Below are 12184 nucleotides of genomic sequence, written 5' to 3' on the forward strand. Positions count from 1 at the left end.
ACCTTTTATGTAAGTGCTTTTTAAGCCGGCGCCTCATGACAGCGGCCTATAATTGTGCTATCCTTTCTTTACACCTGAGGGTGGCAACCACCCTTCTGTGGCCGTGCACTTCGCTTACCGGAGACACCCTATGGATAGGCATAGCCTTCTTCATCCCTTTCCAAGACATCTCCCCCTCTTCCCGCGGGTGCTGGCGCTTGCGGCGCTGATGCTCGGCCTCTTGCATCCCCCCGCCCTGCAGGCGCTCGAGATGGCCTTGAACTGCGGCGGTAATACTTTTATTTCTGAGACCGGCATCACCTATGTCGCCGATCGCGCCTACACGGTTGAGAACGGATTCGGTTATACAAACGGCGGCGCGGCGTCGAATTGGCATCCCATCGGAGGGGCGGACACCGACTCCGCGCATTACTCCACACTGCGATCGAACTTCATCGAGTATCGATTCGATGTTCCGAACGGCGACTATCTTCTTCGCATCCGCACCGCGGAACATGAAAAACACGGCCCTGGTGAGCGGATCTGGTGGATATGGTCGGAAGGGCATACGGTCATCGATTCGGTTGATATCTTCGCTGAAGTCGGCCGCGATTTCGCCATCGATTACCAATTCCATATGACGGTCACCGACGGGCAGCTCAATGTTTATGGGGGCAGCTACGCAGCGGCGGTGATCCTCTCAGGTATCGCCGTCGTCTCGAGGCAACCGGATTCACAGCCGCCGGCGACCCCCGGGGATTTTCAGATTCTCGATAGTTACCGCGAGATTAATCTCAATTGGGATCCACCGGCCGATGATGATTTGGCGGGGTACAGGATCTATCGCGCCACCGCTCCAGGCGGTCCGTATACACAAATCAAGGAGAGGCTCGATCTCGTCTCGAGATATATCGATCGGGGGTTGGATCCGGCGGAAACCTATTACTATTACATGAAGGCGGTCGACGTTTACGGCAACGTGGGCGCGCCCACCGCTATCCTGTCGATCTCGCCTCTGGACCCGTTCAATTCCGAGCTTCGAACATATGAGCTGACCGTCGATCCCGCCGACATTCTTCTCATGAATCTGAATTTCGCCGAGAACTATTACGTTCCCTGCATCCTGGATTGGGACGGGCAGCAATGGACCGATGTCCGGATCCGCTACAAAGGGAGCTTTGTCCGTTCTCTGTTCAAGAAATCGTATAAGTTGAATTTCACCGATACTAATTTGATGGAGGATCGCGAGCTGGTTCACTTAAATTCCGAGGTTGACGATCCCTATCTCACGCGGAATTACATGACCATCCGCGCGCACAAATTGGCGGGATCGGAGGCGGTTGATTCACAGTTTTTCCTTTGTTTCCTGAACGATCGTTTTCTCGGTCTCTATCATGATCTCGAGCAATACGACGAGCATTACCTTGATAAGCGTCCCTGGCTCGATCGCGGCGCCAACCTCTACAAGGCCGAAGACGGCGCCACCTTGGAATATCTTCCCAACATCAATGACTATGAGATCTATTACGACAAAACGACGAATGAAGCGGAATATGACTGGACCGATCTTTCCGATTTGACCTTTGCTATCGATACGTCACCGGATGAAGACCTCTTCTCGGAATTGGCGGGGTTGATTGATCTGGAGGCGATGTACACTTATTATGCGACCCAATTGATACTCCAAAACCTCAATTTTGAGGATCACAATTATTACCTCTACCATGATCTCGATCTGAATAAGTGGACATTCCTGCCGTGGGACACAAGTTTTACCTGGGGGAACCTCGGCGGCTTCAGTCTGGCGACGACATATCTGCGGCCGCCCTCTTATGGGACACAGGATAATCGTCTCCTGGAACGGATTTTTGACAATGATTTCATGCGCAGACGGTATCTGGACCGGGCTCTTTGGCTGATGAATACGGATCTTTCATCCGCCGTCCGGGACAGCCTTATACTGGATGCTTACAATCAGATTATCGAGGCCGGGCAGCGGGATTGGAACAAGTGGCTATGGGAAAACAATGATGTCTTCGTAAATCAGTTGACCACCATGACGGCATGGTCGGCGAACCGCGAGAATTATCTCCGCTCTCATATTCCAGTTTACCGCCAAGACCCGGAAATTTATGTTAATGAGTTCATGGCGTCGAACAATACAACCATCTCGGATGACTTTGGTGAATTTGACGACTGGATCGAAATTTATAATTCGACGCCGGAACCGATATCACTCCAAGGTTACTACCTTACCGACGACCTGACCTGGGGCTCGAAATGGGCTTTCCCCAATACGATTCTCGAGCCTTACGGCCGCTTAATCCTCTGGGCCGACGGCCAGCCTCAACAGGGCAGCCTGCATACCAATTTCCAGCTTTCCACCTGGGGTGAGGAAATCGGCGTCTTTCACTATGATGTGCAAATGGGACTTCAGCCGGTGGACGCGCTCGGTTTCGGTGAGCAATCCAGCGACATCTCCTATGCGCGCCGATGTGATGGCAGTGTGACTTGGGAATTCCAGGCGGAGCCGACACCCAATGGACCGAATTGCGAAATCAGCGACGCCCCTGAGCCCGCCGCAGGAGCCCTCACCGGGGCCTGCCTGGAAATCGGCGGTCTTCACCCCTTCCTCGAACGGGGAATATTCAGCCTGAATCTGCCCCGCACGACATCGGCGACCTTGGCGATTCATGACGTCACGGGACGGAGAATTCGGACACTGATCGATGGACCCGTGGCGGAGGGACCACAGAAAGTCACCTGGGACGGCCGGAATCAGCAAGGGGCCCAGGTCGCTCCAGGACTCTATTGGGCCCTTCTACAGACACCGGATCGGAGGGAGTCGGTGAAGTTTATCCTTCTGCATCCGTGATGGTTAGAGAGTTGAATGCGTCTCTCTTTGGTTCAGGAAGGTTGGGTGTGCTATAATGAGGATGTTCTGGAGGATGATGGGTGGGGAATTCAGACACCTTGGAATCGGGCCTGCAACAATGGCGGGATTCATGATGAAGAAGATCTCACAGAAGCTCAGACACCCCTTGGCTCTCGCGCTTCTCATCCTCCCCCTTCTCTTTCCCATTCAGGGAGTTTTAGGATTGGATGCCGGGGACCCCGCGCCCTATTTTGTCGTTGAAGATCTGGACGGCAATGTTTACAACCTGGTTCAACTTGAAGATACCGTTGTCCTCCTCTTCTTCTTTGATCCCAGTGACCCCTATTGCGTCACCATTGCCCCTCAACTTGAGCAGGCCATTTGGCAAACCTTCGCCTGGCATGATTTCAAAGTCTTGGGATTGAATATCGGGGATCCCGCGCTGGAAATCGTTGAGAACTTTCGCGATGCGACAGGCGTAACATTCCCATTGATCGCCGACGCCTCGGCTATCGGGCAGGATTACGGCATGCGCAGCAACAGCTTTGTGCTGGTCGACGGACTGGAAATCGTCCGCTATGTCGCTTCCGGTTCCGGAGCCTACAGCGAATCAGAACTCAAGGAGGCCGTCTCAAACTCTCTTGAGGGCGTCGCGCCCCCGAAGGAAGCCACCTGGGGACGGATAAAAAACCTCTTCGGTGAGAAAGCCTACGGCGCTTTAACACCGGCCCAATAATCCACCAGCACCTCCGCCAAGTGCCGGGTTTGGACCCCCTCGGAGTCCAAATGTCTGCGCAACTGCAATAAGCATCCCGGATTGGATGTAACGACAAAGTCGGGATTGGCGCTTTTGAGGATTTCAGCCTTCCGGCGTCCCAGCGCTTCACCTATTTCATATTCAAGGAGATTAGCAATTCCACCGCTCCCGCAGCAGATCTCCGCTTCGGGCACTTCAACAATATCCAAACCACAGATCTCTTGAAGCAGCCGCCGGGGAAATTCATGGCCCCTTTGGACATGGCGCAGATGGCAGGGATCTTGAAAAATAACCTGAATTCCGCAGGGGGTATTTGAGGGCGGCTCTCGGCTCACCAGCCATTCCGAGAGATCCTTCACCCGACTGCTGAACCTTGCAGCCCGCTCGGCATAGACCGGATCATCCTTTAACAATTCGCCATATGATTTCAACGCCGCGCCGCATCCGGCTGCTTCGACCAGAATTGTTAAACCGTTCGGCCCATCAAAGGCGTCGATATTCCTTCTTGCGAGCTCGCGCGCCTTTTTTATATCACCATGATGAAGATGCAGAGCGCCGCAACAAGTTTGCTGGTCGGGATAAACCGGCGTCAAACTCAATCTCTTGACTATTTCATCCATAGAGCGGCTGACGTCGGGCAGCGCCCAGGGCGTGACGCAGCCGGCGAAGAGCAATACCTCGTCCGGTGCGTCCCCGCAGGATCGCCGGCTGTCAGCACACGGCTCAAAAGCCCTGGACAAGGGGGGCGCGAGTTTCGCGGCGGCAAGCAGCCAGGGCAGCTCCTCGGCGACCAGCCGTGAAGATTTTAGAAACTCAAGAATTCCCATCTTTTGAACAATCTTCAAGACACGGGCGGCCCGCTTCAACATCGGCGGATGGGAAACACCATACAGAAAAAACCACTTCAGCAGCCGGGACCAGATAGCCCGCGCGAACGGCGGGGACGCCTCACGGGCCATCCTTTCGCGCGCCGCTTCCATCATCGCGCCGAACGGAACACCCGAGGGGCACATCGCCTCACAGGAACGGCAAAGGAGGCAACTTTCCAGCGGACCTGAGAGGTCGTCGTCCACACGCAGGTGTTGATCCATATGAGCTTCAATAAGACGGAGGCGACCGCGCGGCGAGATCGTCTCATCAGCCCGCAATTTGTATGTCGGACACGATTCCAGACACAGGCCGCAATGGATGCAATCGCGATAAAGATCTCCCGAAGGCACCGGCCTATCGTTCATGGGATTCCCCCCGCGTTTTCTGAACGGCCGGCATAAGACCTGGATTCAAGACATCGCCAGGATCAAAGATCCTCTTCAATCGGCGCCACCACATGAGTTGCCGGCCGGACGCGGCCTCCGGAGAGCCGCCGCTGCTCCATCCGTCCGGAGCTTGAATTCCTTCCAATACCTCCGGCCGCGCCGCGAGGCTCAAGAGGCCGGTGCGAAGATGAAGCTGGATCCTCGCCTCGGATCCACGCAGCCGGCGGCATAGAGCGGCGCATTCGCCCGGGCCCCGCACCGGATCAAGATAAATGCGGCGGTTGAGTTTTGTTCCGCCGGCGCCGGAAGATAACGGACCCCAGCGGCCGCGCAGATCCTCCTCGACCGAGGAGGTATCCCGCCACTCGATACCGGCCGTTCCTTTAACAATAGTCTCCAACTCCTTGCACAATCTGCCATGAATCTCGGGTGAGCCTTCGCAGCCCACCAGCAGGACCGCTTCCGGTTCAAGGTTTCCGGAACCTCCCCCACCGGCGGCCATCACCAGATCGAGATGACTCCATGGAAGGTAGGATCGCAGCAGGATCCCGGCCAGACGTTCGAGGATGAGCCACCGGGCGCAAAGAATCGCCGAGCGCCGGACTGATGGAAAGGGTTCGGCGCGTAGAACCGCTTTGGTAAAAACGCCGAGCGTTCCCATTGAACCGACCAGCATATGAGCCACATCGTAGCCGGCGACATTCTTTGAAACCGCCCGGCCCCAGGTCTGACGGCCGTGACCGGGGACGCAGACTTCCAGGGAGAGAACCCGGTGCCGCAGCGGTCCCCAGCGGCCGCAGCGTTGTCCTGTATAACCCACCGCAAGGATACCGCCGATGGTGGTTCGATCCGGGTCGGGGGCATCCAAAGGGACCCACAGATTGTGCGGGGCCAGCGCCCGGGTCACATCACTCAGGGTCGACCCGCATGACAATTCAACCGTGAGGTCATCCGGTTCGACCTGGCGAATTCCGCGAAGACGGGTGAGGTCCAGTTCAAGATCCGATTCGGGAGATGGATCCATTATAAAATCATTCAAGGGGATGGTTCCGGCGCCAAGAATGCGAATCCTTCTGCCTGCCCTTTGCGCCTCATCCAGGATTTGTTCAACCTCCGCGCCTGTTTCCGGCTGGAAGGATCCTCCGGCGGCTCCTTCCACAGACCGTCGTGGGAAGTCGGCGGCGCCCTCTTCCGGCGGGGGGCCATCGAGCGGGTGTTCTTCGGGCGGGTCTTCATCCGGCGGAAAAATCTTTCTTGGATTACTGAGGCCTTTCGGATTGAAGAGATCCCGAAGCGCCTTCTGAAGATCCATCTGCGCGCCGGTAAAAATCTCTTTCATCAGCCGGCGCTTCTCCAAGCCGACGCCGTGCTCGCCGGTAATGGTGCCCCCGGCCCGGACACAGAGTTTCAGGATCTCCTCCCCCAGCCGCTCGGATCGCTCCACCTCATCAGGATTCTCGATATCGAGAAGGATGGTGGGGTGAACATTTCCATCCCCGGCATGAAAGATATTGGCCGTCTGCAGGCGATACTCCGCGGAGAACCGTTTGATCTCTCTCAAGACCCCGGCCAGCCGGCTTCGCGGCACAACCCCGTCATGCACAAAGTAATTCGATGCAACGCGACCGAGAGCGCCGAAGGTCTTTTTGCGGGCCGCCCACAAGCTCTCGCGTTCGCCGGGCGTTTGGGCGCGCCGGGAATCCAGCGCTCCGGAAGATTGAAAGATCTCTTCAACACGGGACGCCTCAAACGCGACCGCCTCGGCCAGCCCATCCACCTCGACGAGAAGAAAGGCCCGTGCCGCGCTGGGTACCGGCATCGAAAAGGTGCGTGAAACCATATCCAGAACGACATCATCAATCATCTCGACAGCGGCCGGCAGGAATCCCGAGGCGAGGAGTTTTGTGACAGAATCGACGGCGTCATCGATTGATTTAAAATATCCCGATAGCGTCGCTGTCTTCTCCGGAGTCGGCGACAGGCGAACGATAGCACGGGTCACAACACCAAGCGTCCCCTCACTTCCCGTCATGAGGCTGACAAGATCCGGTCCCGGAATATCGACGGGCGGATAGGGCAGCAGATCCTCGAGTCGATCCGCATAGGATGGAAAGACCATGGTGCGGCCATCCGGCAGCACCATCTCCAGCGCGAGAAGATGCGCGCGGGTGACACCATATTTTAATGTGTGGGGACCGCTGGCGTTTTCGGCGATATTCCCGCCGATGGTGCAAACCGTTTCACTCGAAGGATCGGGGGCGAATTCCAATCCCCAGGGAGCCGCGGCCTGTGACAGCGCGATATTGACAACGCCCGATTCCACGACCGCGATCCTTCTCACCGGATCGATCCGATGAATCCGACGGAGCCGGGCGAGACTGAGCACCGCCTCGAACTCGTCCGCCGCCGCGCCGCCGCTGAGACCGGTTCCGGCTCCACGCGGCACGTAGGGTATCCCGGCGTCATGCAGCAATTGTATAAGCGGCGCGACTTGATCATATCGCGAGGGGGAGAGAACCATCTCCGGGACGCCCGCTGCGGCCGGCATGGCGTCGGCCGCGAAGGCGTGACGACGGGGAAGATCGCGGCCGACGCCCTCGGAGCCCAGCAGGCTTGTCAGGCGATCGAGAAGCTCCGCGCCGATCCGAGACGGCATTATTTGGAATCCACCTCTTCGAATCCAGCCCAGCCTTCATCCGGCGTGAGCCCGGTGCCGGGGCCTTCCAGGACCGGTCGCCCCTCCGCATAACTTAGGCCCCGGAAAGGGTCGGCGGCCAAAAAGAGCGCTGCATCGAGATCGACGGCATCAGCGAGCCCGGTGAGATGCACCGCCGCGCCGATGGCCAGAGAGGTTTCAAAATAGCAGCCGATCATCACCTTGAGGCCGAGAGCGCGGGCCGCTCGTATGGTTTCAAGAGACCGCCTCAAACCGCCGCACTTCGCAACTTTCACATTCACCCCGTCGACGCCGCCGTGGCGCCAGACCCGTGCGACATCCGCCGGCCCGGTGATCTCTTCATCCAAATAGATCGGCAGATCGATCTCACGGCGGATCTCCGCGCATAACGCGGATTGCCCGACGGGAAAGGGCTGTTCGCAGAACTCAACGCCGGCCGTCTTGAGCATCTTGAAAAGGTACTCCGCATTATAAACAGTCCAGGCTTGATTGCCGTCGACGCGGATTCTGATTCCGGAACCGACGGCCTCGCGGATTCTGAGCGGCAGTGACGGATCGGTTGCCGTCCCCATCTTCAATTTGAGACATTGAAAACCCCGCTGCACCCATTCGCGGGCCTCCCGGATCACCGCCTCATCGTCATCACCGAGGCTGAGCGTGACCGATGTTATCGGGCCCCCCTTGGGAATCCCCAAAAAGCGGTAAATCGGCAGCCCGAGCTTGCGGGCGAGCGCGTCGTGCAGGGCGATATCGACGGCCGCGCGGGCGGGGAGATCCGCGATCGGCTCCAGGATGGCGTCGAAATCCCAAGGATCCCGCCCCAGGGGGAGATTCCCATCCAGAGCTTTCTCCGCCGCATCGTGCTGCATTGTATAAGCTTCACCCCAGCCGGCCGTATCCCCGATGCGGAGCCGGACAAGGATGTCCCGGTGGGCCAGAATCCGCTTCATATTGGTTCGGAATTCACGACCCAAGCGCACATCCAGCCAGCCCGAACGGGCTTCATCGATCTTCCAATCATTCATGTGAAGGACTCCCCTCTTCGGCATCTGTCTTCCCGGTCATCTTAGCGGGGAAAGCCGGAGGATTCCACCTCCTCCGGAGGGTCGCATAACAATTCCTCAAGAAACGGCTCCGGGCGGTGCGAATATTGTACAAGGGAATCATCCGCCGGGTCATTTGGGGAAAAGACCTGCTGAATCATCGATCGCGGCGCGCGGGGAGGTTTGGCATCGGCGGGGAATGAGAGGTCTTCCAGTGTACGGGAGGCCCATCGCTGCAACGCCGAGGCGGCGGTAAGCCCCGAGTACAACCAATCCCACCCTCCCGCCCATCGGAAGGGATGCGCCCAGGCCATGAAGCCGTCTATAAAATCGACTGCCGGATCGATGGGGATTTGGCTCTCCCGCCCGGCTGCAGGGGATGGATGGGGCGGCCACCATCCCCATTCCCTCAGCGCCGCTTCGAGGACGCCGATTCCTTTCGGCGCCGGAGGAAATCCCCCCTCCCGGAGGCGGGGACCGAGACGCGCCTCGACAGCGGTCCAATCGCTCCGGGCCCATTCATCCACAACCCGGCGCCACAGCGCGCGGCCGCGGAATCCTTCTTTACCGAAAGACTGCAAGGGACCCAGCCGTTTGCTGAAAAGAGGTGTCAGAACGATCGCGGGGACGGTACTTCCCACCGGCAGAATCCACTGGGGCGGCAGCCCTGGATCATCCGCCAGCTTATTTTCCAAAGCGGTGACGGCGTGCGCATACGAGATCATTTGCGGCCCCGCGGTATGGATGATCGGAGCCAATCCCCGGCGGAGCCACAGAACGAGAAGGTGAACCCGGGGATGGAGACGGCCGCCGGCGATCGATGGCGCCACCGACTGAGATGTTAAAGTCTCGCGCCGCCCGCAAGCGCGGCAGACGAATTCCTGCGCATCCGGTTTCTCTGATTTCCGGGTCGCTTGGAGCCGGCCATGGAGTGTACAAGAGGGATCACAGAGGCCCCAAAAGAGAGAATCCGGCCAAGCCCATGCATCACCCAATCCCAGGGAAGCGCGGCGGATGTCATCCCAACTCCCCTGCGGCCAAGGGGCCGATGTCGCCAATAACGATTCCACCTCCGACATAAAACAGACACGAGTCGCCTCAAAACCGCAGAGCTGCAGTAGATTCTTCTGCATCCGGCTCCAGACATGGTCAGCCCGGCCCTGCTCTTTGCGGTCGAAGGCGGCCGACAAGACCGCCTCCATCGCGGCCGCCACCCGAGCGCCGGAAATATTTTGCCGGGGAATATCTTGCAGAAGTGTCTGCCGGATACGATCGCGCCATTGGGCGTCCGGCGGCTGCAGTTCGATGGTCGAGACGACCCGCCGCGAATCTCGGGGCAACCGCGGCCACTTCCATGACCGGCCGCCGAGGTAGAAAAGCCCCGGGCGGTTGATATCTCCCAACGTGTTGTGATCCAAGGGAAGCACAACCGCCGTCGCATCGACGCCAAGCAAACGCAGACGCCGGGCCAATCCCTCCCCCAGAAGGATGCGGCCGAGATTCCAGGGTGAGAGGGTCGCCGCCGCATGGTTTGTCGTGAGGATCAGATGCCCCGTCGGCGGGAGGCCGAGCGCCTTTCTTATCTTTTGTACAACTGGCGGGAGATTCAGCGGCGTGGGAAACTCATTTGCAATACGGCCGGCAAGCCGGTCGATTTCAGATCCGATGGGTTTGAATCGATGAAACAAATTCGAAGGGTTCACCGGAGTCTTAATCGCCGAGGTAGTGGCAACCCGAGTTCTCGGACTCAAAGACGCTGACCCGGTGCAGATAGGGAATTCCGGCCGTGACCCGCTGCCAAATCCAGGCCGAGAGAATCTCGGCCGTTGGATTTTCCAAGCCGGGAATCTCATTGAGAATGGTATGGTCCAGCTCCTTCCGGATGGGATCTAAAACGATCGCGATCTCACCAAAATCAACAAGCCAGCCGGTTTCAGGATTGACGGGGCCGCGAAGCGATACCTCGACCCTGTAAGCATGGCCGTGCATATGCCGGCATTTATGATCTTCGGAAACCTTTGGAAGGTAATGCGCCGCCTGAAATGTAAAAGTCCGGACCAGCTCGACCATCATAACGATTCCCCTTTGCCCATCCCGCCGTTTTCCAGCAGCGGATCGGGACATCCGGCTTCCCGGAATCCCTTCTCCCTCAGCAGACAGCTATCACACCGCCGGCATGGGCGGCCGCCGGAAAGCGGCTCATAGCAGGTGTGTGTTAAACTGTAATCCACACCCAAACTCATCCCCCAACGTATAATCTCCGATTTCGTCTTGTTGGCCAAGGGCGCCCGCAAGGCGGGGGGCCGTCCCTCCACCCCCTGGCGCGTGCCCTGCCGCGCCACCTCTTCGAAAGCGTGTAGAAAACCGGGGCGGCAGTCGGGGTAGCCTGAATAATCAAGGGCGTTGATCCCCAGGAAGATGGCGCCGGCATCCAAGACCTCCGCCCAAGCCAGAGCGAGCGAGAGGAAGATCGTGTTTCTTGCTGGAACATAGGTGGAGGGGATCTCATCGGAAGCGGCCTCCAGATCGCGGTTTTGCGGCACGGCGCCGTCGCCCACCAAGGATGATCCGCCCCAGCTGTGAAGATCCACATCGAGCAGCCGGTGTTCGGTCGCACCGAGCGATTCCGCGACACGCCGGGCGGCGGTGAGCTCATGCTCATGGATCTGGCCGTAGTTGATCGTGAGGGCATGGCACCGCCAACCCTCCGCGACGGCCATGGCGAGAACGGTCGTCGAATCAAGACCGCCGCTCAGCAGCACGACGGCGTTCTTGTTCGCTCTCATCCGGTTCATCTTCATCCCCTCACACCATCGCGACGCTTTCAAACACCCCGCGTTTCCGGATCCCAAATAAATTTGTGAAGCTGCAGATTGAGCCGCACCCGCAGACCATCCTCCAATATCCACCCCGTCAGCTCGCGGGGCGTCACCGCGCCGAAGACCGGTGAGAAATGAACAATATGCCGGTCCTCCAAATCTTTATCCCGAATGAGATCCCGGGACCACTCATAGTCCTTGCGGGAACCGATGACACATTTGATTTCATCCTCATTCTTAAGATGCGCCAGGTTCTCCCAGCGGTTCCGCTCCACCTCACCACTGCCCGGTGTTTTGATATCATAGATGATCACGACCCGCGGATCGACCGGCCGGATATCCTCGCTGCCGCCCGTTTCCAGCAGAACCTTGTAACCGCGATCGGCCAAAACCTGCAACAGGGGAATCGTTCCCTTTTGCGCCAGCGGTTCTCCGCCGGTGACCTGCACCAGGCGGCATTTAAACGGGTCGATGAGCGAGAGGATGCCGTCAATTGTATAGGTCTCCCCACCCTCAAAGGCATAGGCGGTATCGCAATAGGTGCAACGAAGGGGACATCCGGTCAGGCGGATAAAAGCGCACGGCCATCCGGCATAGGATGATTCTCCCTGGATGCTCTGAAAAATCTCCGTTACCCGCAGTGTGATCCGGCCTCTGTCTTTTAAATCCACCATGGCCGTACCTTAGCACGAGATGAGGCCTCCTGTGAAAAGGAGCCACAATTTCGAAAATTCACCACAGGGTTTTTGGCAAAACTCAAACCTCCAAGATTCCCATA

The 12184-nt window shown here is 58.2% G+C and carries 9 protein-coding genes; 2 read left to right on the forward strand and 7 right to left on the reverse strand.

Translation table 11 applies throughout. The annotated features are described in order from the left end of the window. Positions 1–130 precede the first annotated feature (130 nt). Together KJ970_07930 and KJ970_07935 are read left to right on the forward strand one after the other, a co-directional pair. Complete coding sequence (locus tag KJ970_07930; GenBank protein MBU2690845.1) at positions 131–2854, forward strand: CotH kinase family protein; 2724 nt, start codon at positions 131–133, stop codon at positions 2852–2854. Between the two features lie 130 nt (positions 2855–2984). Next, positions 2985–3590: a peroxiredoxin family protein gene (locus tag KJ970_07935; protein MBU2690846.1), complete on the forward strand. Its 606-nt coding sequence runs from the start codon at positions 2985–2987 to the stop codon at positions 3588–3590. On the opposite strand, the gene KJ970_07940 is transcribed toward KJ970_07935, so the two are convergent. From KJ970_07940 to queE, 7 genes are read right to left on the reverse strand one after another with little or no spacing between them, the layout of a single operon-like run. Then, positions 3563–4846, reverse strand: a complete 1284-nt coding sequence (locus KJ970_07940) for a (Fe-S)-binding protein (GenBank protein ID MBU2690847.1) — start codon at positions 4844–4846, stop codon at positions 3563–3565. The genes KJ970_07935 and KJ970_07940 overlap by 28 nt on opposite strands. Further along, positions 4836–7523, reverse strand: coding sequence for an FAD-binding oxidoreductase (locus KJ970_07945; protein MBU2690848.1), 2688 nt, complete (start codon positions 7521–7523; stop codon positions 4836–4838). Before KJ970_07945 ends, KJ970_07940 begins: the two co-directional genes overlap by 11 nt. Then, positions 7523–8569 (reverse strand): dipeptide epimerase, encoded by a 1047-nt coding sequence (locus KJ970_07950; GenBank protein ID MBU2690849.1) that lies wholly within the window; start codon positions 8567–8569, stop codon positions 7523–7525. The genes KJ970_07945 and KJ970_07950 overlap by 1 nt, the downstream gene beginning before the upstream one ends. A gap of 41 nt (positions 8570–8610) precedes the next feature. Then, complete coding sequence (locus KJ970_07955) at positions 8611–10290, reverse strand: hypothetical protein (GenBank protein MBU2690850.1); 1680 nt, start codon at positions 10288–10290, stop codon at positions 8611–8613. A gap of 7 nt (positions 10291–10297) precedes the next feature. After that, positions 10298–10660 (reverse strand): 6-carboxytetrahydropterin synthase QueD, encoded by a 363-nt coding sequence (gene queD / locus KJ970_07960; GenBank protein ID MBU2690851.1) that lies wholly within the window; start codon positions 10658–10660, stop codon positions 10298–10300. Continuing rightward, positions 10657–11373 (reverse strand): 7-cyano-7-deazaguanine synthase QueC, encoded by a 717-nt coding sequence (gene queC, locus KJ970_07965; protein ID MBU2690852.1) that lies wholly within the window; start codon positions 11371–11373, stop codon positions 10657–10659. Before queC ends, queD begins: the two co-directional genes overlap by 4 nt. A 38-nt stretch (positions 11374–11411) precedes the next feature. Further along, positions 11412–12080 carry a 7-carboxy-7-deazaguanine synthase QueE gene (gene queE, locus KJ970_07970; protein ID MBU2690853.1) on the reverse strand — a complete coding sequence of 223 codons (669 nt, stop codon included), beginning with the start codon at positions 12078–12080 and terminating at the stop codon, positions 11412–11414. Positions 12081–12184: the final 104 nt, after the last annotated feature.

The organism is Candidatus Eisenbacteria bacterium (assembly GCA_018831195.1).
Classification (GTDB): domain Bacteria; phylum Eisenbacteria; class RBG-16-71-46; order CAIMUX01; family JAHJDP01; genus JAHJDP01.

Excerpts from the sequence above, each read along its gene's own strand:
- KJ970_07930 (MBU2690845.1), top strand. The coding sequence starts at position 131 with ATGGATAGGCATAGCCTTCTTCATCCCTTTCCAAGACATCTCCCCCTC.
- KJ970_07935 (MBU2690846.1), top strand. The coding sequence starts at position 2,985 with ATGATGAAGAAGATCTCACAGAAGCTCAGACACCCCTTGGCTCTCGCG.
- KJ970_07940 (MBU2690847.1), bottom strand. The coding sequence starts at position 4,846 with ATGAACGATAGGCCGGTGCCTTCGGGAGATCTTTATCGCGATTGCATC.
- KJ970_07945 (MBU2690848.1), bottom strand. The coding sequence starts at position 7,523 with ATGCCGTCTCGGATCGGCGCGGAGCTTCTCGATCGCCTGACAAGCCTG.
- KJ970_07950 (MBU2690849.1), bottom strand. The coding sequence starts at position 8,569 with ATGAATGATTGGAAGATCGATGAAGCCCGTTCGGGCTGGCTGGATGTG.
- queD (MBU2690851.1), bottom strand. The coding sequence starts at position 10,660 with ATGATGGTCGAGCTGGTCCGGACTTTTACATTTCAGGCGGCGCATTAC.
- queC (MBU2690852.1), bottom strand. The coding sequence starts at position 11,373 with ATGAGAGCGAACAAGAACGCCGTCGTGCTGCTGAGCGGCGGTCTTGAT.
- queE (MBU2690853.1), bottom strand. The coding sequence starts at position 12,080 with ATGGTGGATTTAAAAGACAGAGGCCGGATCACACTGCGGGTAACGGAG.